Genomic DNA, 20,897 nt, shown 5'->3' with positions numbered 1-20,897 from the left:
GGTCGTCGTTCGCGGGGTGCACTGGGAGCATGCGCTCGAGCCTCGCTCCGACCTTCCCGACGTCCGCCCCCGCCCGCGGAGGCTCCGAGCGGGTGACGGCTGTCGGGATGCCGTTGGACGACGACCCCCTCGTGCTGCCCGGTGCCTGGACGCCGCCCGCCCGGCCGCCGCTGCCGATCGTGGCGGCCGTCGTCCCCGTCGTCGGGGCCGTCGGGCTCTGGCTCGTCACCGGATCGATCTACTCGCTGTGGTTCGCCCTCCTCGGGCCGCTGATCGCCGGGGCGACGATGCTCGACGCCGCGCGCGCGGCCCGGCGCGACGGCCGCCGGGCGAGAGCCGAGGCGGACCGTACTCGCGCGGTCGTCGCCGCCGCTGTCGCCGACCGCCACGACGCGGAGCGGGCGCAGCTGTGGGCGCGGCATCCCGACGTCGCCCGCCTCGTCTCACGGGACGGCGACATCTGGCGTGCCGGCCGCGTGATGTCGCTGGTGGTCGGTGAGGGCGAAAGTGCCAGCGCCGTTCGCGTGAGCGGGGGAGAGGGGGATTCGGATGCCGTCGACCTGCGCCGGCGCGCGGCCCGGGTCGACGGGGTTCCCGTGACGGTTCCGATTTCCGCCGGGGTGGCCGTCGTCGGGCCGGAGACGCTCGCCGTGGCGGTCCAGCGCGCCCTCGTCCTGCAGGCGTGCCTGGCGATCCCGCCGGGGGAGCTGCGCATCGTCGGCCCGCTCGCCCCGGGATCGGACTGGGCGCAGGTGCTGCCGCATCGCGAGGCGCGCTCGGGCACCGGGCTTGCGGTGCTCGGGCCGGGCGATCTCGTCCCGGCCGACGCGGACGTCGTCATTGCCCGGTGCCGCCCGGGCGACCCGGTGCCGCCGCGCTGCGGTGCGGTGCTCACCGTCTCGTCGCCCGGGCGGGCGCGCCTGGAGCACGCCGGCACGGTCGCCTCGGTGCGCGTGGAGGCCGTCGCGCACCCGCAGGCCGACGGCATCGCCGCTGCGCTCGCCGCCCGGGCCGAGCGCAGCCTCGGCCTGGTCCGCGGCGGCGGCGACCCGGTCGCGCTCGGGCCGCTCCTCGCCCAGTCGCTCCCCGCCGCCGGGGGACTCGCGGTGGTGATCGGGGTGGCCGGCGCCGACCCGGTCGTGGTGGATCTGGTCGCCGACGGGCCGCACGCCGTCGTCGCGGGTGTCACCGGCGCCGGCAAGAGCGAGCTGCTGATCACGTGGATCCTGGCGCTGTGCGGGACGTACTCGACCGAGGAGGTCACGTTCCTGCTCGCGGACTTCAAGGGAGGAACGGCGTTCGACCCGCTCGCGGGCGTGCCGCACGTCACCGGCGTGATCACCGATCTCGACGGCGCAGGCGCCCGGCGGGCGATCGAGAGCCTCCGGGCCGAGCTGCGACGGCGCGAGGCGACCATCGCCGCGGCCGGCGCGCGCGACATCGTCGACCCGCGCGTGCCGCTGTCGCGGCTCGTGGTCGTGGTCGACGAGTTCGCCGCGCTGCTGGCCGACCATCCGGAGCTGCACGGCCTGTTCGCCGATGTGGCCGCACGGGGCCGGGCCCTCGGCATCCATCTCATCCTCGGCACCCAGCGTGCGGCGGGCGTCATCCGCGACAACCTCCTGGCCAACTGCCCCCTGCGGGTGAGTCTGCGCGTGACCGACCGGGCGGACAGCCGGGCGCTCCTCGGCTCGGACGACGCGGCGCTGCTGCCCGGAGGGGTGGCCGGTCGTGGCACCGCCTTCGTGCGGCGCGCCGGAGATGCCGCGCCCCAGCAGGTGCGCATCGCGCTGTCGGGGCCCGACGACGTGGCCCGTGCGGTCGGGCGCGGGGGTTCGGCCGTCCCCGAACGGCCGTGGCTGCCGGCGCTGCCGGCCGAGGTGACGATCGCCGAGCTGGCCGCGCGCGCCGACAGCGACGACCGGGACGGACCACCCCGGTCCGGAGCCGCCCTGATCGGCCTGGCCGACGAGCCCGAGCGGCAGCGGCAGCCCGTGCTCTCGCTCGCTCCCGGCGACCGCGCACTGCTCGTGCTGGGCGGACCCCGCTCGGGCGTCTCCAACACGCTCGACGTGATCGAGGCGCAGGGAAGCGGCGCCGTCGTGCGCGTGCCGGCGCACCCCGAGGGCGCGTGGGACGCGCTCGCCGCCCTCCACGACCGTCCGCCGCGCGCGGGCGCCGTCGTGCTGCTGGACGATCTCGACGCGCTCGCGCAGCGGATGCCTCCCGAGTACGCGCAGTCGGTCCTCGAGCGGGTCGAGGGTCTCGTCCGGCGCGCCGGCGACGACGGCGTGCTGGTGGTCGCCGGGGCGCACCGGCTGACCGGCGCGGTCTCGCGGATCGCCGACCTCTTCCCGCGACGGCTCCTGCTCCCGTTCGCCACACGCCTGGACCACGCGTCGGCCGGCGGCGAGGCTTCCGCCTTCCAGGCATCCGCCCCGCCGGGGCGCGGTCGACTCGACGGCAGCACCGTGCAGATCGCGCTGGCGCCGCCGGTCGGACGCACCGCCGCGGCCGAGGATCCGTCGTGGACGCCGATGTCGTCGCTGACCGGTGTGGTCGCGCGCCGCTCACCCCGGTTCCGTCGCGCGCTCGCCGCGTGGGAGGAGCACGGCGTCCGCGTGCTCGCCGTCGACGAGTACCTCGCCGATCCGGCGTCGGTCGCGGCGGGTCGTGTCGCGGTGGTCGGGGAGCCCGACGACTGGCAGCGGCAGTGGCGCCTCCTCGCCGACGTGCGCGGCGACCACGACCTCGTCGTCGACACGTCGTGCGCGTCCGAGCTGCGGGTGCTCGCCGGATACCGCGGCGTGCCGCCGTACTGCGATCCGGGCCGGGCACGGGCCTGGCTGATGTCGGCAGGGGCGGACCCCGTCCGCATTGTCCTTCCGGACGCGGATGTCCGGCCGAACCGTCGGGACGACGCGTTGACCAGCCCCGACCGATCCACCTAACGTCGCTCTGTGGCTACTTCCCCTATCGATCTTCAACGACCGGACGGAAAGGGGCTCGCAGCAGGGACGCTCGGGCTCTGGGGCTCGACCGTCATCGGCCTCGCCTCCACCGCACCGGTCTACTCCCTCGTCGCGACCCTCGGCTTCGTCGTCCTGGCCGTAGGCGCTCAAGCTCCCATCGCGTTCGTCATCGCATTCATCCCGATGCTGTTCATCGCGTTCGCGTACCGTGAGCTCAACAACGACGTGCCCGACTGCGGAACGACGTTCACGTGGGGCACCAAGGCGTTCGGTCCCTGGGTGGGCTGGATGGGCGGCTGGGGCGTCGCCGTGGCCGGCATGGTGGTGCTCGCGAACCTCGCTCAGATCGCCGGCATCTACTTCTGGGCGCTCGTCGACGGGATCATCGGCTCGCCCGAAGAGGCACTGCTCTCCGAGAACGTGCCGCTCGTGACCGCCACCGGTGTCGTGTTCATCGCGGCGATGACCTGGGTGAGTTGGCGCGGCGTCGAGATCGGCGAGCGCATCCAGAACGTGTTGCTCGCGATCCAGTACGTGGCGCTGGCGATCTTCGTCGTCGCCGCGCTGTGGCAGTTCTTCGCCGGGAGCGCCCCCGACCCGACCCCCTTCGACTGGTCGTGGTTCAACCCCTTCGCCTTCACCGAGTGGGGCGGATTCATCGAAGCGATCCTGCTCGCGCTCTTCATCTACTGGGGCTGGGACACCTGCCTCGCCCTGAACGAGGAGACGAAGGACCCCAAGCGCATCCCCGGCCGTGCAGCGCTCCTGACGACCGTGATCCTCCTCGTCACCTACGTGGGTGTGACGGTCGCGGCGATGATGTACGCCGGCCTCGGCGACACGGGCACGGGCCTCGGGAACGAGGCCAACGCCGACGACTTCTTCCTCGCGATCAAGGACGGCCTGCTGGGGCCGCTCGGGTGGGTGCTCGTGGTCGCCGTCATGATCTCGGCGATCTCGTCCACGCAGACCACGATCCTCCCGACCGCGCGGGGCACCCTGTCGATGGCCGCTTACAAGGCGCTGCCGCGGCGATTCGCGACCGTGCACCCGCGCTACAAGACCCCGTCGTTCTCGACGCTCGTCATGGGGGTCGTCGCGATCGTCTACTACATCGGCATGACGCTCATCAGCGACAACATCCTGCAGGACTCGATCCTGTCGCTCGGACTCGCGATCGCGTTCTACTACGCGATCACCGGCTACGCGTGCGTGTGGTACTTCCGGCGGGAGCTGTTCACCAGCGCGCGGAACTTCTTCTACCGGTTCCTGTTCCCGCTGCTGGGCGCGCTCATGCTCACCTACGCCTTCGTGCAGTCGGCGATCGACATGTACGACGTCGACTACGGCTACACCGTCCTGCTCGGCATCGGCGGCACGTTCGTGCTGGGCATCGGCTCGCTCGCGTTCGGCGTGCTGCTCATGCTGCTGTGGTTCATGTTCCCGCGCGCCAAGGCGTTCTTCCGCGGCGAGAGCCTCAACCGCGACACCCCCGTGCTGGTCCCCGAGGACCCGGCCGACTTCGCCCGCTCGATCGACGGCGGGCTCGCCTGACCGGAGGGAAGCGGATGCCGCAGCCCCGGACCGCGCTCGGTCCGGGGCTGCGTCGTTCCGCGGCCGGTCACCCCGTGTCGCGGAGAACGGCCCGGGTCCCCGGCGACAGGGCCCCCGGCGCGCGGGGCCGGGCCCCGGCGAGCGGGCCCGGCCTCCCGGCGATAGTGCCCGGCTCCGGCGATAGGGCCCGGTCTCCGGCGATAGGGATCGGCTTCCCGGCGATAGGGCCCGGCCTCGCGGCGATAGGGCCCGGCCTCCCGGCGATAGGGCCCGGCCTCCCGGCGATAGGGCCCGGCCTCCGGCGATTGGGCTCGGCCGCCCCGGCGATTGGGCTCGGCCTCCCGGCGATTGGGCTCGGCCTCGCGGCGATAGGGATCGGCTTCCCGAGCTCGGCCGGCCTCACGGGCCGAGATGCGCGCCGCAGCCGACCTCGTAGGCCTCGCGCAGCCACGCCGCGAAGGCCTCGTCGAGTTCGCTCTCATCGGCGAGCCGGAACTGATGGACGAACAGCTTGCGGCCGTAGGGCGCCGCGCCGCTGATCCTCGGATCGGCCGGCAGCTCGCGCATGAGGTCGAAGTAGCCGCGCACGCCGGTGCGCCACGGCCGCGCTCCGGCGAACCCGCGACGCGTGCCCTTGAAGGTGATCGTCGTCTTGGACACGGATCGGGTGACCGGACCGAACGAGCCGATCAGGTCGTCGATGCGCTGCCACAGCCGGACAGCGGCAGGATCGGCGTCTCTCAGGTGGTCGTCCACGGTCCACACGTGCGAATCCGTCATCCGCCCAGTGTCGTGCAGACCGCCGACACGTGCCGCAGGCACCGACGCCGCGGCCCCGCACTCCGCGAGGAGCGCAGGGCCGCGGCGACGCGTTCGGCCGGTTAGGCCGCTGCGCCGTCCCACGCGACGTGCTCGAGACCGTGCGCGGTCGCCACGCCGGCGTTCGCGACGCGTCCGCCGACGGTGTTCAGCCCGCCCGCGAGAGCGGCGTCGGCGCGCAGCGCCTCCGCCCAGCCGCGGCGCGCGATCTGCCGGATGTAGGGCAGGGTGGCGTTGGTGAGCGCCGAGGTCGACGTGTTCGGCACGGCCCCCGGCATGTTCGCCACGCAGTAGAAGATGCTGCCGTGGACGGCGAAGGTCGGGTCGGCGTGCGTCGTGGGGTGCGTGTCTTCGAAGCAGCCGCCCTGGTCGACGGCGATGTCGACGAGGACCGACCCCGGCCGCATGCGCGACACCATGTCGTTGGTCACGAGCTTGGGGGCCTTCGCTCCGGGGATCAGGACCGACCCGATCACGAGATCCGACGCCGTCACGGCGCGGTCGAGGTCGAGCGGGTTGGAGGCCGCGGTCTTGACACGCCCCTGGAAGTGGTCGTCGAGGTACCGCAGCCGCTGCACGTTCGTGTCGAACACCGTCACGTCGGCTCCCATGCCGACGGCGATGACGGCCGCGTTCGCGCCGGCGACGCCGCCGCCGATCACGGTGACGGTCGCCGGGCGGGTGCCGGGGACCCCCGACATCAGCAGGCCGAGGCCGCCGGCCGAGCGCATGAGGGTGTTGGCGCCCACCATCGGTGCCAGGCGGCCCGCCACCTCGCTCATCGGCGCGAGGAGCGGCAGCCCGCCGCCCGCCAGCTGGACCGTCTCGTACGCGATCGCGGTGACGCGGTCGGCGACGAGCCGCTCGGTGAGCGGACGATCCGCGGCCAGGTGCAGATAGGTGAAGAGCACGAGGTCGTCGCGGAAGTGGCCGTACTCGCTCGCGATCGGCTCCTTGACCTTGAGCAGGAGCTCGGCCCGGTCCCAGACCTCCGTCGCGTCGTCGAGCAGCATCGCGCCGGCCGCCTCGTACTCGCCGTCGGGCATCGACGATCCCTCGCCGGCGCCGCGCTGCACGAACACCTCATGGCCGGCCGCCACGAGATCGTGTACGCCCGCGGGGGTGAGAGCGACCCGGTACTCGTTGTTCTTCACCTCGGTGGGGACGCTGATCCTCATCGTGTGATCCTTTCCGCTCCGCCGTTGGAGCGCTCGGGCTCCTCGTGGGAGCGCCTCTAGAAGGCGGGGCGGATGGCCCCGACATCCTGTCCGCCGCCGGTGACGGCCAGCGGAAGCCTCGACATCGTGTCGGCGACGTCGGAGGGCGCGAGTGCGCCATGCCGCTCGAGCAGCTTCAGCGCGACGGCCGTCGCGGCGCGTCCGCTGCCGTCGAGCATCTTCAGCGCCACGGTGGTGCCGTCCGGCGCCACCATCACCATCACGCCCTCGGCTCCGCCTTTGGCGAAGACGCCGAGCCGTTCGATGGCGACCGTGTCGGCGCGGCCGGGGCCATCGATCGTCCACGGGTTCGCGCGCACAGCCTCGACGAGAGCGCCGGCGCTGCGGTGCAGGGCGAACGGCGACGTCGTCGACGAGTTGCCGATGCGGTGGATCGCCTTCGCGAGGCCGAAGAGCGTCATGGCGTAGACCGGTGCGCCGCAGCCGTCGATGGCGGTGGCCGACACCTTCTCGCCGATGAGCCGCTCGACGACGTCGCGGATCAGCAGCTGCACGGGGTGTTCGGGGGAGAGGTAGCCCGCCGGATCCCAGCCGTTCACGACGCTGGTCAGCAGCATGGTGGCGTGCTTGCCGGAGCAGTTCATGCGGATGCGGGCGGGCTGACCGAGCTCGCGCACCATCTCGTCGCGGGTCGCCGTGTCGGTCGGCCACGCGGCGGGGCACCCGAGGTCGTCCTCGCCGAGCTGGGCTGCGGCGAGGATGTCGCGGACGACGGCGACGTGGCGGTCGGTGCCGGAGTGGCTCGCCGTGGCCAGTCCCAGCCGCTCGCCCTCGAGGCCGACGCCGGCCGAGAGGCAGGCGAGCGCCTGCAGCGGCTTGAGGCTGGATCGGGGGAGGATCAGCGCCGATGGGTCGCCGAGCTTCTCCGCGATGGTGCCGTCGGCCGCGAGCACCACCGCGATGCCGGCGTGCCGCGACTCCACGAATCCGCTGCGTTCGACGACGGCGAGTTCGACGGCGTCGGCTGCGGCGAAGGTCTGCGGCACCCCGCCAGCCTACCGCCGCGGCGGCCATGGCCCGTCATGACAGACTGTGCTCCATGTTTGGCGAGCATCGATACTCCGTCCGGACCACATGGACCGGCGACCGCGGCACCGGCACGTCGGGGTACCGCGACTACGACCGCTCCGTCACGCTCGAGATCGCGGGCAAGCCGGCGCTCCTCGCCTCGTCAGACAAGCCCTTCCGCGGCGACCCGTCGCGCTGGAACCCCGAAGACCTGCTGCTGGCCTCCCTCAGCGAGTGCCACCTGCTGTCGTATCTGCACGCGTGCGTGCAGGCGGGCGTGGTCGTCGTCGGCTACGACGACGAGGCATCCGGTCTCATGGTCGAGGACGGTCGCGGCGGCGGCGCGTTCCGGGAGGTCGTGCTGCGCCCGCGGGTGACCGTCGCGGACGCATCGATGACGGATGCCGCCACCGCCGCCCATGCGCAGGCCAACGCGTGGTGCTTCATCGCGAACTCGGTGAACTTCCCCGTCCGCCACGAGCCCACCATCCTGGTCGCCGGCGCCTGATCCCGCCGGTCCTCGGCCTCCGGCATCCGTTCCCGCGTGCCTATTGCGACGAGGCGTCACGACAGCACCGCCGGGAGGATCCGGACGGTGCGTTCGTGCGGTCTCGCGGTGCCGGCGCCGGCCGGGCGAGCCGGCCTCGGGGAATGGTGGATGCCTGGGTCTCCGGCATCCGTTCCCGCGTGCGATCGCGCCGAGGCGTCACGACAGCACCGTCGGGAGGGTCCGGACGGTGCGTTCGTGCTGTCTCGCGGTGCCGGCGCCGGCCGGGCGAGCCGGCCTCGGTGAATGGTGGATGCCGGGGCCTCCGGCATCCGTTCCCGCGTGCCGATTGCGACGAGACCTCGCGACAGCACCGACGGGAGGCTGCGGACGGTGCGTTCGTGCGGTCTCGCGGTGCCGGCAGCGGTCGGGCGAGCCGGCCTCGGGGAATGGTGGATGCCTGGGCCTTCGGCATCCGTTCCCGCGTGCCGATTGCGACGAGACGTCCCGACAGCACCGACGGCAGGCTCCATATGATGCGTTCGTGCGGTCTCGCGAGAGACGGCGCAGGCCGGGCGGGGAGTGCGTCCGGAATGGTGGATGCCTCGGCCTCCGGCCTCCGTTCCCGCGTGCCGATTGCGACGAGACGTCCCGACAGCACCGACGGCAGGCTCCATATGATGCGTTCGTGCGGTCTCGCGAGAGACGGCGCAGGCCGGGCGGGGAGTGCGTCCGGAATGGTGGATGCCTCGGCCTCCGGCCTCCGTTCCCGCGTGCCGATTGTGACGAGACGTCACGACAGCACCGTCGGGAGGGTCCGGACAGTGCGTTCGTGCGGTCTCGCGGTGCCGGCACCAACCGGGCGGGAGTGCGTCGGGGGATGGTGGATGCCTCGGCTCCCGGCATCCGTTCCCGCGTGCGATCGCGACGAGACGTCACGACAGCACCGTCGGGAGGGTCCGGACGGTGCGTTCGTGCGGTCTCGCGGTGCCGGCACCAACCGGGCGGGAGTGCGTCGGGGGATGGTGGATGCCTCGGCTCCCGGCATCCGTTCCCGCGTGCGATCGCGACGAGACGTCACGACAGCACCGACGGGAGGCTCCGTACGGTGCGTTCGTGCGGTCTCGTGAAGGACGGCTGCACGAGGCGCCCGTCAGGCTCAACCGAGCCCGGAGGGACGGAGCCCGGAGGGACGGAGCCCGGAGGGACTGAGCCCGGAGGAACGGAGCCCGGAGGAACGGCGCCCGGAGGGACGCCGCCCGGAGGGTCAGCGGCGCTCGTGGGGGAGGACCTGCTTGATGCGGTCGATGGGGTTCTGGGCCGGCACCTCGTTGTAGGCGTTCGCGAGCTCCTGGCCGGACAGCGCGTGGATGGCGGCCATGATCTCGTCGGTCGCCAGGCGGCGGGCCTTGCCCGATGTGGCCGGACCGTGGTGCGCGAGATCCAGCGGCTCTCCGAATCTCACCGTGATGCGGTGCCGGAACGACGGCTTCTTCGCCCCGACGGGCATCACCTTGTCGGTTCCGATGAGCCCCACGGGCACCACTCGGGCGCCCGCCTGCAGGGCGAGGAACGCGACGCCGGTGCGGCCCTTGTACAGGCGGCCGTCGAGCGACCTCGTGCCTTCGGGGTAGAGGGCGACGGCCTTGCCCTCGTCCAGGAGCGCCCGCTGCTGGTCCAGCGCATCCAGCGCGGCCTGTCCAGCCCCGCGCTGCACCGGGATCGCACCGATCGACGTGAAGAACCAGCGCGAGGCGGGCTTCTCGAAGTAGCTGGACTTCGCGAGGAAGTGCACCGGGCGCGGGGCGGCTACCGGGATCGCGATGGAGTCGATGAACGACAGGTGGTTGCTCGCGAAGATCACCGGGCCGGTCTTCGGGACGTTCCCCTTGCCCTCGATGCGCGGACGGTAGAGGACACGTGCCAGGGGAGTCAGGATGCCGCGACCCAGCGCGTACGTGATGCCCATGCGGCGGGGCGCCGGGGCCGGCGCCCCTTCCGGCTCTGCCGTCTCGTCGGCGGTCTGGTCGGCGCCGGGCACGAGGTCGGAAGTCACCCGTAGAGGGTACTCTGCATTGCATTCCGGTATCGGCATGGCCTTCCCACAGCTGGCACAGAAGAAGATGCGGGAGGATGGAGGCTCACCTTCCATCGACTCGAGGTTGTTCCGTGCGCATTCGCCCGCTCGCCGCCCTGTCCCTCGCCGCGCTGTCGGCCGTCATCCTCGCCGGCTGCGCCGGATCGGGTGAGCCGGACGCGACGCCGACTCCGTCGGCCAGTTCCGCCGCCTCGGACTGCGGCCTCGACCCCCAGCCCGGCGCGGACTCCGATGCGGTCACGGTGTCGGGCAGCGCGCCGGCGCTGACGGCAGAGGTGCCGACCGACCTGGAGTTCACCGACCTGCAGCGCACCGTCGTCACCGAGGGCGACGGGGACGACCTCGCCGGCGGCGATCTCGTCTCGGGTCAGTACGTGATCATCGACCCGGCGACGGGCGAGGTCATCCTCGACTCGGCCACGCTCTCGGCCGACGACTCGGGCCTCGTGCCGATCACCGTCAACGGCAGCAGCATTTTCGGAAGCGCCGTGCTGTGCGCACCGCTCGGATCGACGACGGCGTTCACCATCCCGGGCTCGCTGCTCGGCGAAGGCGCCTCCAACGCTGTCGTCGTCGCGCAGTCGGTCGAGCAGCTCCCCACCGTCGCGACCGGCGAAGACCAGGCGCCTGTCGACGGCATGCCCGAGGTCGAACTCGCTGACAACGGCGAGCCCACCGTGACCATCCCCGACGCAGAGCCGCCGGCCGAGGTGCAGATCGCCGAGCTCAAGAAGGGCGACGGAGCCACCGTCGAGTCGGGCGACACCGTCTTCGTGCAGTACAGCGGCATCAAGTGGTCGGACGGCTCCGAGTTCGACTCCAGCTGGAGCCGCGGCGAGCCCACCCAGTTCGAGACCACCGGCGTTGTCGAGGGCTTCCAGCAGGCGCTCGAGGGCCAGACCGTCGGGTCGCAGGTGCTCGTGGTGATCCCGCCTGCGTTCGGCTACGGCGAGGGCGAGATCAACGACGCCGACCTCACCGGCGAGACCCTCGTCTTCGTCATCGACATCCTGGGCGTGCAGCGCGCTGCCACCCAGCAGTAGGCCGCGGCCGCATCCGGCCCGGCGATAGGCTGGCCGGATGCGGCGCGTCCTCATCCTCGGCTCGACCGGCTCCATCGGCACGCAGGCGCTCGACGTGGTGCGGGCCAATCCGCGCCGGTTCGAGGTCGTGGGTCTCGCGGCGGGCTCCGACCGGCAGACGCTGGACGCGCAGGCCGCCGAGTTCGGTGTCGAGAGCACCGCGCTCGGCGCCGCCGAGGCGGAGCAGCTGGTGCGCGACGTGGAGGCCGACGTGGTGCTCAACGGCATCACGGGCTCCGTCGGGCTGGGTCCGACGCTCGCCGCGCTCGAGACGGGTCGCACCCTCGCCCTGGCGAACAAGGAGTCGCTGATCGTCGGCGGCGATCTCGTGACCGCCCTCGCGCGGCCGGGGCAGATCGTGCCGGTGGACTCCGAGCACTCGGCCATCGCGCAGGCGCTCCGCTCGGGCGCGCGCGAAGAAGTGCGTCGCCTCGTGCTGACGGCATCCGGGGGCCCCTTCCGAGGACGCAGCCGCGAGTCGCTCGCTGCGGTCACTCCCGCCGAGGCCCTCGCGCACCCCACGTGGGACATGGGGCGGGTGGTCACGACCAACTCCGCGACGCTCGTGAACAAGGGCCTCGAGGTGGTCGAGGCACACCTGCTGTTCGGTGTCCCCTACGCCGACATCGAGGTGGTCGTGCACCCGCAGTCGATCGTGCACTCCATGGTGGAGTTCGTCGACGGTTCTACGATCGCCCAGGCCTCGCCCCCCGACATGCGGCTGCCGATCTCGCTGGGACTCGACTGGCCCCACCGTGTGGCGGGCGTGGGACGCCCGTTGGACTGGTCCACGGCGTCGTCCTGGACCTTCGAGCCGCTCGACGACACGGCGTTCCCCGCGGTGCGGCTGGCGAAGCACGTCGGGCGTGCGGGCGGCACCTACCCGGCGGTGTTCAACGCCGCGAACGAGCAGGCCGTCGACGCCTTCCACGAGGGCCGCCTCGGGTTCCTCGGCATCGTCGAAACGGTGGCCCGGGTCGTCGACGCCCACGAGGCGCCCGACGCGCTCACGCGTGAGGCGCTGGCCGACGCCGAGGCGTGGGCTCGTCGCACCGCCGACAAGCTCATCGCTGCGGCATCCTGATCCACCGTTCCTCGGCTCCTGCGCGACCCGAGGGTGCCTTCCCCACCAGATGAGTCGTCGTATATGCACGCGACACGCTGGCGCGTCGCGTGCACATACGACAACTCAAGAGGGAGAGCGGCGGGGCGGACGCGCCGGGGAGCGGCGGGGGGGACGCGCCGGGGACGGGCGGACGCCCGGGCAGGGCGGGCTGACGGCTCAGGCGTCGGGATAGACCGGGCGGAGGGGGTCGGATGCCGGGGTCTCGTGCTCGGGGTACGGCACCGGCCAGTGGGGCTTGGGCACCGGCCACCCCGCGGCGCGCAGGGCGCGTCGGGCGAGTTCGCGCGCCGAGTAGGGGGTGCGGACGCCGCGGATGTCGCGGTAGTCCTGGTGCCCCGGCCCCGCCCACAGGATCGCGTCCCCGTCACCGACGAGCGCGACCGCTTCGATGATCGCGCGCTCGGGCGGCGAGAATTCGTGGATCTCGGCATCGGGCTGCGCCCGCCGGGCGCCCTCGATGAGGGTGGCGCGGATGGAGTCCGGGTCTTCGTGGCGCGGGTGGTGGTCGGTGATGACGAGGATGTCGCTGCCCTCGACGCCGGTGCGTCCCATGTCGTGGCGCTTGGTCGCATCGCGGTCGCCGTCGGCGCCGAACAGCATGACGACCTTGCCCGGCGTCACGCGTCGCACGGCGGCGAGCGTCTTCTCGAACGCGTCGGGGGAGTGGCCGAAGTCCACGTACACGGCGGGACCCGTCTCGCCCGAGACGAGCTCGGTGCGCCCCGGGAGGTAGGCGTCGATGCGTGCACCGTCGAGCGCCGCCACGAGCCGCTCCCACGCGTAGCCGCCCTCGAGGATCATGACGATCGCGAGCCCGGCGTTGGCCGCCATGTGGCGGCCGATCACCGGCACGACGGTCGTGAGCGTCCGGCCGTCGCGGGCTGACAGCCGGAACTGCGTGCCGGCCGGGCGCTCGTCGAGGATCTCGACGGTCCAGTCGGCGGCGGCTGCGGCATCCGGATCCGAGGCCAGGGCGGGCGTGCCCACGGTGACGGTCGGCACCTCGCTGCGCGCGACGACCTCGGCACCCGAGGCCGTGTCGACGCAGACCACCGCGCGTCGCGCCCGGTCGGGGCGGAACAGCGGCAGCTTCGCCTCGAAGTACTCGCGCATGTCGGCGTAGTCGTCGAGGTGGTCGTGCGTGAGATTGGTGAACCCGGCGACGTCGAAGACGATGCCGTCGACGCGCCGGCGGCTGAGCGCCTGTGCGCTGACCTCCACGGCCACCGCCTCGACCCCGCGCTCGCGCATGAGGGCGAGGAGCGCATGCATCTCGTACGCCTCGGGCGTCGTCAGACGCGAGACGATGACCTGCCCGGCGATGTGCCGTTCGGCGGTCGAGGAGAGCCCGGTGACCGCGCCGAGCTGCCCGAGGATGCCCTCGAGCAGGTGCGAGACGCTGGTCTTGCCGTTGGTGCCGGTGGTGCCGAACAGGATCGGCAGGTCGTCGTCGCGCCCGGTGCCGTAGACCCACGCCGACAGATCGCCGAGCACGGCACGCGGGTCGGCGACCACGATCACGGGCAGTCCGCTGGCGGCTGCCGCGTCGGCGCCCGCGGCGTCCGTGACGACGGCGACGGCGCCCTTCTCGGCCGCTGCGGCGGCGAACTCGGCGCCGTGGCGGTTCACGCCCTGCACGGCGACGAACACGTCGCCGGGGCGCAGATCGGCGGTCGCGAGGGTGAGCCCGGTGAGCGAGACGCCGGCGAGGTCGCCGCGGGTGTCGTCGGCGAATCGCGCCGCGAGGTCGGCGAGCGAGTGGGTCGGCGGCGCGTCGGGGCGGAGTACCGGGGGCAGGTTCGAAGGCGCGTCGGTCGGCATGGCGCATCCATCTTCGCACGGCGCCCCCCGCGAGCTTTCCGCGTCGCCGCGCCGCCGGGTTCGAATCGCGCACTTCGCGACTCCCGGTCGGGAATGACCGCGAAGTGCGCGATTCGAAGAGGGTCAGGCCCTGCGTCGCCCGCGCACGAGCACGATCGCGAGCGCGGCGATCCCGGCCGCGAGGCCGCCGGCGGCGAGCCAGCGGGCGACCGGGTCGGCGCCGGTTCCGGATGCCACGGCCTCGGTCTCTGCGGTCGCTTCCGCGTCGGCGGAGCCGGAGTGGCCGTCGCCCGCCGCGTGATCGTGCCCGGCGTCGTCGGCGACCGCGCCGACGGTCACGACGGGCGCGGGCGCGTCGAGGTCGTGCGGGTCCTGGCCGTCCTCGGCGATCTGCGTCCACGCCGTCTCGCCCGTGACACAGGTCTGCGTGACGGGGAAGGCGATCGACGTGTCGGCGGTGTCCTCCGTGAAGAGCACGTCCATCGACACGGCGGCCTTCAGTGCGTCGTCGATCGGGGCGTCCGCTGTGTAGACGACCCGCGTCGGCACGCCGTCGGCGCCGAGGTCGCGCGTGATGGTCCAGCCGCCCTGCGCGACCGGTGTGGCGTTGCCGACGCCCTCCGGGATGTCGACGGCGAGCGACGTCGTGGGCGACCCGTCGCAGCCGTGCGAGAACGAGAAGGTCAGCGTCTCGGTGGCGCCGGCCGAGGCGGCCTCGGGCGACACGTGGACGTGAGCCGAGGCAGCCAGCGGGGCGCCGAGCGCGAGTACGAGGCCGGCGGTGGCGCCGACGACGGCGCGACGGCTGCGGTGGGTGCGGGAAACGGTGGTCATGAGGGTGCTTTCGTCTTTCGTCTTTCGCCGGCGGATGCGCCGAACGAGGCGTGGCGCGGAGCGCGCGCACGCGAAGGGATCCGGCTCGCGTATCGGACGCGGCCGGTGACGCGCGACGCTCTGGCGTCGCTCAGACGAGCGCGGGAGGCCCGCGCCGCAACAGATCCGAGAGCAGGACCCGCAGCGGGCCGGCGGGGCGGGGCGCCGTCGCCGTGACGACGAGACCGGGCACGGCCGCGCGGGGCGTCACGGCGCGGGCGCGCGTGAAGACCGAGCGGATGCCCCGGCCCAGGGCGCGCAGCAGCCGCTCTCCGCCGTGCAGCGCGAGGACGGTGGCGATCGCGGCGAGCACGTGGGCGGCGAGCATGGGGGCGTCGGGAAGGACCAGGCTGCCGAGATCGTGCCCGAGATGCGCCACGTGGTGTCCGTGCAGCGCGGTCGGGTCGGCGCCGGCGGTCAGGGCGAATGCGGTGTGGAAGAGGGCCTGGCTCGTGAGCACGGTCGCGCCGACGCGCCACGCGGCGAGGCCCCGCCCGGCGAGAGCCACCGCGAACGGCGACGCGAGGACACCCACCGCGACGACGAGTCCGGGCGCGGGCGCACCGCCTCCGGCGAGCGTGTGCGCCGTCGCGGCCACGATCGTCGCGACCCACGCGGCAGCGGTGCCGCGCAGCGCGCGGACGTGGCGTGGGGTCACGGGCTCCTCCTGCCGTCGAGCCTACGCGAGGCCTTCGCCGACGCGGTGCGGGCGCTTGCAGCCGCAGCGCCGTCGTCACACCCAACTCAAAGGCTCGCGCGGGTACCGTGAGCGTGTGGAAGTCCTCGCGTTCGTCATCGGTGTGCTCCTCATGGCCGTGGGCCTCGCCGTGTCGATCGCGCTGCACGAGCTCGGGCACCTGTGGCCCGCGAAGAAGTTCGGTGTACGGGTCGGCCAGTACATGATCGGCTTCGGGCCGACGATCTGGTCGCGCCGCATCGGCGAGACCGAGTACGGCTTCAAGGCGATCCCGGTGGGCGGCTACATCTCGATGGCGGGCATGTACCCGCCGTCACCGCAGGCGGCGCGCCGCGACGGACGCGCCGGCGGCGGCTTCTTCGCCACCATGGTGCAGGACGCCCGCGACGCGAACGACGAGACCCTCCACGGTGACGACGACCCGCGGGTGTTCTACCGGCTCCCGGTGTGGAAGCGGATCGTCGTGATGCTCGGCGGTCCCGTGATGAACCTGTTGTTCGCCATCGTGCTGTTCGCGATCCTCCTCTCGGGGATCGGCGTGCAGACGGCGACGACGACGGTGTCGAGCCTGTCGGAGTGCGTGCCCGCCACCAGCTCGGCGGCGTGCACGGCGTCGGATCCCGAGGCGCCGTCGGTGGCAGCGGGGATCGAGCCCGGCGACACCATCGTGTCGATCGACGGGCAGCCGGTGGCCGACTTCGCCGAGGCCAGCGCCATCATCCGCTCGTCGCCCGGGGAGGCGCTGACGATCGTCGTGGACCGCGACGGCGCCGAGCAGTCGATCATGCTGACGCCCGCGACGACGCAGGGCCAGATCTCGGCCGACGACGGCACCACGACCACCGGCGAGATCGGCTTCGCGGGCATCAGCCCGGCCGTGGAGTACGTCCGGCAGCCGATCTGGGCAGGGCCGAGGATGGCCGCCGAGAACGTCGGCGCGGTGGCGGGCATCATCTGGCAGCTGCCGGTGAAGGTCTGGGAGACCGGCGTGACGCTCGTGACGGGCGGGGAGCGAGACCCCAACAGCCCGCTCAGCATCGTCGGCGCCGGCCGGCTGTCGGGCGAGGTGGCGGCGGCGGACTCGCCGATCCTCAACCGCGTCAGCGGCTTCCTCGGGCTGCTCGCGTCGCTCAACATCGCGCTCTTCGTCTTCAACCTGATCCCGCTGCTTCCCCTCGACGGCGGCCACATCGCCGTCGCGCTGTGGGACGGTCTCAAGCGCGCCTGGGCCAAACTCTTCCGCCGGCCCCCGCCGAAGCCCGTCGATGCCACGAAGCTCGTGCCGATCACGTTCGCCGTGTTCATCGCCCTGCTCGTGATGGGCGGCATCCTGATCCTGGCCGACCTGTTCAACCCGGTCCAGCTGCTCTGACGCGGGACGTCGATCCGACGATTTCCGGTGCGGCTGTCGAAAAGCGTCTTGTCCGTTCGCTGTGGGGGTGAAACGGTTCCACTGACGAAAGGACGACGACCGTGAAGTACGTCATCATGTTCACCTCCACCCCGGAGCTCGACGCCGCGGTACCCGAGGAGCGCGCGCAAGAGGTCTACGGGCGGATCTTCGAGTGGTTCCAGACCTACTCGGATCGGATCGCCGACGGCGGCGCCGAGCTGCTGCCCGTCTCGACCGCCACGACCGTCAAGCACGGGCCGGACGGACCGGTGGTGGTCGACGGCCCCTTCTCCGAGGCGAAGGAGGTCGTCGGCGGATTCAGCGTCATCGACGTGCCCGACCTCGACGCCGCCATCGCGCTCGTGAAGACCTGGCCGTCGATGGAGCTGCCGGGCGTGGCCATCGAGATCCGTCCGATGGTCACCGACTACAGCCAGTTCGAGCAGTGACGGAATCGGATGCCGCGGCCCGGCCGGGTGCGGACGACCCGCGCCCTGCCGCGGCCGGCGCCGCGGCATCCGATCGCCTGCTGGCCGCCGTGGTGCGCGAGGAGTCCGCGCGCATCACCGCGGCGCTCACGGTCGCCTTCGGCAGCTTCGACGTGGCGGAGGAGGCCGTCGCCGAGGCCGTCGAAGAGGCGCTCGGCGCGTGGCGGCGGCGCGGCATCCCGCCGAAGCCCGGCGCCTGGCTCATGCAGGCGGCGCGGCACAACGCGCTCGACCGGGTACGCCGGGAGCGCGTGCTGCGCGACAAGGTGGCGCTGCTCGGTGCGGGGGAGGAGCGCGGGGGCGACCCGGCATCCTCTCGCCCGCCGGCGGACGAGCGGCTGCCGTTGCTCTTCGGCTGCTGCCACCCGGCGCTGGCTCCCGACGCGCAGCTGGCCCTGACGCTGCGCGCGGTGTGCGGACTGACGACGGGGCAGATCGCCCGCGCGACGTTCTCGACCGACGCCGCGACCGGGCAGCGGATCTCGCGGGCCAAGCGCAAGATCGCCGACAGCGGCATCCCGCTGCGGATCCCGGAGGGGCCCGACGCCGCGGCGCGGCTCGACCTCGTGCTCACGATCGTCTCGGTCATGTACAGCGAAGCGCACTTCGTGGCGGGCGCCGATGCGGCCGCCGATCGCGACCTCGCCGACGACGCTCTCTGGCTCGCGCGGGTGGTCGCCGAGGCGCTGCCGCGCGCGGCGGAGGCCTGGGGCCTGCTGTCGCTGCTGCGGTTCCACCGGGCCCGGGAATCGGCGCGCGCGGTGGACGGCGAGCTGGTGCTGCTGGCCGACCAGGACCGGTCGCTCTGGGACGCCGCGCTGCTCGCAGACGCGCGCGTCGCGCTGGAACGCGCAGCGCGGTTGCGCGCGCCCGGACGCTGGCAGCTGCACGCGGCGATCGCGGCGTGCCACGCGGATGCCGCCGGCGCGGCGTCGACCGACTGGCTGCAGGTGCTGACGCTCTATGACATGCTGCTCGCCTACGACCGGTCGCCGGTGGTGCGGCTCAACCGCGCCGTCGCCCTGGCCCGCGTGGACGGTGCGGCGGCGGCGCTCGCCGAGGTCGACGCGCTCGAGGAGCCGCTCGTCCGTTCGCACCTCTGGCACGCCGTGCGCGCCTCCGTGCTGCGAGAGCTCGGTCGTGACGACGAGGCGCTCGCCGCCGACCTTCGCGCGCTCGAGCTCACCGCGAACGAGTCGGAGCGCCGCCTGCTCGCCGCCCGCGCAACGCGCTGACGACCGGGTTCGGGCTCAGACCGTGATAGGGGCGAGGGCCTGGTCGACGAGGCGCTCGAGGGTCGTCATGCCGTCACGCGAGAGGATCGACTCGAGGTGGCCCTGCACCGACGCGAAGCCCGGTCCGCGCAGCGCGTAGACGTCTCCGGCCGCATCGGCAGCCACCTCGGCCTCGCCCGCGCGGGTCGTGCCGGGCGCGACACGGGCGGTGAACGTGTTGTAGAAGCCGATCGAGGCGGGCGCGTCGAACACGTCGACCGTCTTCTGCAGGCCCTGGTGCGGGGCGTCGAGCGGTGCGAGCCCGATGCCGAACGAGTCCGCGAGGATCTGGTGGCTGAGGCACACCGCCAGGAGCGGTCGCCCCGAGGCGCGGCGGCGCGCCACGATCTCGCGCATGCGCCGGATGCGCGGGTTCGCGGTGTCGCGCGGGTCGCCAGGACCAGGGCCCGAGACGAGCAGCTCGGCGGCATCGATCTGGGCGTCGGTGGCCTCGTCCCACGGCGCGATCTCGACCTCCAGGCCGAGGTGGCGCAGCTGGTGGGCGAGCATGGTCGTGAAACGGTCCTCAGCGTCGACCACGAGGGCGGACCGGCCGGCGAACGGCCCCGGTTCGCCCGAGCCCTGCGGATTCAGCCAGAACTCTGCCAGCCGTCCGTTGCGCGAGGCGAGGAGCGCCGCGATGGACGGGTCGTCGGCGAGCCGGCGGGGCGCGGGTGCCGGCGCGTCCTCGTCGATCGCGGCGTCGGCCGACGGCGCGGCCGCGGTCTCGGCCGCGGAGTCGCGGGGGACGGCGCCGATCGCGCCCAGCACGCCCGCGGCCTTGCCGTGCGTCTCGCCGACCTCGCCGTACGGGTCGGAGTGACGCACGAGCGTCGCGCCGACGGGCACCCGCAGCCGGCCGTCCTGCAGGTAGGCGGTGCGGATGAGGATGGGCGCGTCGAGGTCGTGCGTCGGCTCGTCGGCCGCCAGGGTGAGGCGCGGCGTGAACAGTGCCGCGACGCCGGAGTAGTACCCGCGCGGCGTCGTCTCGTGGCGCGTGATGACGGTGCACGCGTTCTGCATGGGCGACCCGGTCACGGTCGGTGCGAACATCGTCTCGCGCAGGATGTCGCGAGGGTCGAGCCTGCTGCGGCCGCGCAGCACGTACTCGGTGTGGGTGAGCCGCGACATCTCCTTGAGGTGAGGGCCGGTGATGCGTCCGCCGTCGGAGCAGACGGCGCTCATCATCTTGAGCTCCTCGTCGACGACCATGAAGAGCTCCTCGGTCTCTTTGGTCGACCGCAGGAACTCGGTGAGCGTCTCGGGGGTGGCGCCGCCCGCCGGGTGGCGGAAGGTGCCCGAGATCGGGTTCATGGTGACGATGCCGTCCTGGGCGCTCACGTGCGCCTCGGGGCTCGCGCCCACCGCGACGTGGCCGGGCGTGACCACCGCGAACGTCCAGTAGGCGCCGCGCTCATGCTCCAGCAGGGCACGGAACCACGTCAGTGCGGCGGTCGCGGCATCCGTCGACACCCCCGCGGTGAAGTCGCGCCGGATCACGAAGTTGGCGCCTTCGCCCCGGCCGATCTCGTCGGCGATGACGCGCCGCACGATGTCGGCGTAGTCCTCGTCGGCGATGTCGAACCCGGCGTCGTCGAGTGCGATGGGCGCGCTCGGCAGCTGCGCGAGCGCCTCGTCACGGGGAAGCGACACGCGGTCGGCCACGACGAGGCAGCGCAGCGGCGCACCGTCGTCGTGGCACTCGAAGCCGCGTTCGCGCACCTGCCGGAAGGGCACCAGCGCGAGCACCTCGCGCGGCGTGCCGGCCGCGTCGGTGAGGGGGATGTCGGCGAGCAGCTCGACGTCGACGACGTCGCCGGTGAGCAGCTCGACGGTGGCGCCGTCGCGAGCGATGAGGGCGAACGGGATGCCGCGCTCGGCGATCTCGCGCAGCGAGGGGTGGGTGTGCCCGGTCATGGCTGTGGGTCTTTCGTCGTGGGGGAGGCATCCCTTACGAAAAAGAAGAC

General features: G+C 72.9%; 16 protein-coding genes. 8 read left to right on the top strand and 8 right to left on the bottom strand.

What is annotated here, in order from left to right:
- The first annotated feature begins 29 nt into the window (after positions 1-29).
- On the top strand, positions 30-2,951 hold the full coding sequence (locus R8Z57_RS10515; RefSeq protein ID WP_318353720.1) for an FtsK/SpoIIIE domain-containing protein: 2,922 nt from the start codon (positions 30-32) through the stop codon (positions 2,949-2,951).
- Positions 2,952-2,960: 9 nt separating this feature from the next.
- Complete coding sequence (locus R8Z57_RS10510; RefSeq protein ID WP_318353719.1) at positions 2,961-4,526, top strand: APC family permease; 1,566 nt, start codon at positions 2,961-2,963, stop codon at positions 4,524-4,526.
- A 399-nt stretch (positions 4,527-4,925) separates the two neighbouring features.
- On the opposite strand, the gene R8Z57_RS10505 is transcribed toward R8Z57_RS10510, so the two are convergent.
- From R8Z57_RS10505 to R8Z57_RS10495, 3 genes are all read right to left on the bottom strand, one after another.
- A complete protein-coding gene (locus R8Z57_RS10505) occupies positions 4,926-5,306 on the bottom strand; it encodes a DUF5655 domain-containing protein (protein ID WP_318353718.1) in 381 nt (126 codons plus the stop codon).
- Positions 5,307-5,407: 101 nt separating this feature from the next.
- Positions 5,408-6,523, bottom strand: a complete 1,116-nt coding sequence (ald, locus tag R8Z57_RS10500; RefSeq protein WP_318353717.1) for an alanine dehydrogenase — start codon at positions 6,521-6,523, stop codon at positions 5,408-5,410.
- A 56-nt stretch (positions 6,524-6,579) separates the two neighbouring features.
- Positions 6,580-7,569: an asparaginase gene (locus tag R8Z57_RS10495; RefSeq protein ID WP_318353716.1), complete on the bottom strand. Its 990-nt coding sequence runs from the start codon at positions 7,567-7,569 to the stop codon at positions 6,580-6,582.
- Positions 7,570-7,622: 53 nt separating this feature from the next.
- Here R8Z57_RS10495 and R8Z57_RS10490 point away from each other — a divergent pair, with 53 nt between their 5' ends.
- The gene (locus R8Z57_RS10490) at positions 7,623-8,099 is read left to right on the top strand and encodes an OsmC family protein (protein ID WP_318353715.1); all 477 of its coding nucleotides are present in this window, start codon (positions 7,623-7,625) and stop codon (positions 8,097-8,099) included.
- Positions 8,100-9,345: 1,246 nt separating this feature from the next.
- Here the strand turns inward: R8Z57_RS10490 and R8Z57_RS10485 are convergent.
- Entirely contained in the window at positions 9,346-10,173 is an 828-nt protein-coding gene (locus R8Z57_RS10485; RefSeq protein WP_378723498.1) for a lysophospholipid acyltransferase family protein, read from the bottom strand.
- Positions 10,174-10,247: 74 nt separating this feature from the next.
- Between R8Z57_RS10485 and R8Z57_RS10480 the strand changes: the two genes are divergently transcribed.
- Both R8Z57_RS10480 and dxr read left to right on the top strand, forming a co-directional pair.
- Positions 10,248-11,219 (top strand): FKBP-type peptidyl-prolyl cis-trans isomerase, encoded by a 972-nt coding sequence (locus tag R8Z57_RS10480; RefSeq protein WP_318353714.1) that lies wholly within the window; start codon positions 10,248-10,250, stop codon positions 11,217-11,219.
- 37 nt (positions 11,220-11,256) lie between these two features.
- Positions 11,257-12,342, top strand: a complete 1,086-nt coding sequence (gene dxr, locus R8Z57_RS10475; RefSeq protein WP_318353713.1) for a 1-deoxy-D-xylulose-5-phosphate reductoisomerase — start codon at positions 11,257-11,259, stop codon at positions 12,340-12,342.
- Positions 12,343-12,540: 198 nt separating this feature from the next.
- On the opposite strand, the gene R8Z57_RS10470 is transcribed toward dxr, so the two are convergent.
- The 3 genes from R8Z57_RS10470 to R8Z57_RS10460 all read right to left on the bottom strand — a co-directional run bounded on the left by R8Z57_RS10470 (position 12,541) and on the right by R8Z57_RS10460 (position 15,736).
- Positions 12,541-14,205, bottom strand: a complete 1,665-nt coding sequence (locus tag R8Z57_RS10470; RefSeq protein ID WP_318353712.1) for a UDP-N-acetylmuramoyl-L-alanyl-D-glutamate--2,6-diaminopimelate ligase — start codon at positions 14,203-14,205, stop codon at positions 12,541-12,543.
- A gap of 123 nt (positions 14,206-14,328) precedes the next feature.
- Complete coding sequence (locus R8Z57_RS10465; RefSeq protein WP_318353711.1) at positions 14,329-15,039, bottom strand: YcnI family protein; 711 nt, start codon at positions 15,037-15,039, stop codon at positions 14,329-14,331.
- Between the two features lie 130 nt (positions 15,040-15,169).
- Positions 15,170-15,736, bottom strand: a complete 567-nt coding sequence (locus tag R8Z57_RS10460) for a hypothetical protein (RefSeq protein WP_318353710.1) — start codon at positions 15,734-15,736, stop codon at positions 15,170-15,172.
- A 115-nt stretch (positions 15,737-15,851) separates the two neighbouring features.
- On the opposite strand from R8Z57_RS10460, the gene R8Z57_RS10455 reads away from it, so the two are divergent.
- The 3 genes from R8Z57_RS10455 to R8Z57_RS10445 all read left to right on the top strand — a co-directional run bounded on the left by R8Z57_RS10455 (position 15,852) and on the right by R8Z57_RS10445 (position 18,891).
- Positions 15,852-17,147: a site-2 protease family protein gene (locus tag R8Z57_RS10455; protein WP_318353709.1), complete on the top strand. Its 1,296-nt coding sequence runs from the start codon at positions 15,852-15,854 to the stop codon at positions 17,145-17,147.
- A 101-nt stretch (positions 17,148-17,248) separates the two neighbouring features.
- On the top strand, positions 17,249-17,617 hold the full coding sequence (locus R8Z57_RS10450) for a YciI family protein (protein WP_318353708.1): 369 nt from the start codon (positions 17,249-17,251) through the stop codon (positions 17,615-17,617).
- Positions 17,614-18,891 (top strand): RNA polymerase sigma factor, encoded by a 1,278-nt coding sequence (locus R8Z57_RS10445; RefSeq protein WP_318353707.1) that lies wholly within the window; start codon positions 17,614-17,616, stop codon positions 18,889-18,891. The genes R8Z57_RS10450 and R8Z57_RS10445 overlap by 4 nt, the downstream gene beginning before the upstream one ends.
- A gap of 15 nt (positions 18,892-18,906) precedes the next feature.
- Here the strand turns inward: R8Z57_RS10445 and R8Z57_RS10440 are convergent, their stop codons facing one another.
- Positions 18,907-20,847, bottom strand: coding sequence for an anthranilate synthase family protein (locus R8Z57_RS10440; protein WP_318353706.1), 1,941 nt, complete (start codon positions 20,845-20,847; stop codon positions 18,907-18,909).
- Between the last annotated feature and the right edge of the window lie 50 nt (positions 20,848-20,897).

The sequence above is a fragment of the Microbacterium sp. M3 genome, from assembly GCF_033548675.1.
In the GTDB taxonomy this organism is placed as follows: Bacteria; Actinomycetota; Actinomycetes; order Actinomycetales; family Microbacteriaceae; genus Microbacterium; species Microbacterium arthrosphaerae.
Note: the sequence above shows the minus strand (reverse complement) of the source record. Positions and strands in the feature narration are given on the sequence as shown.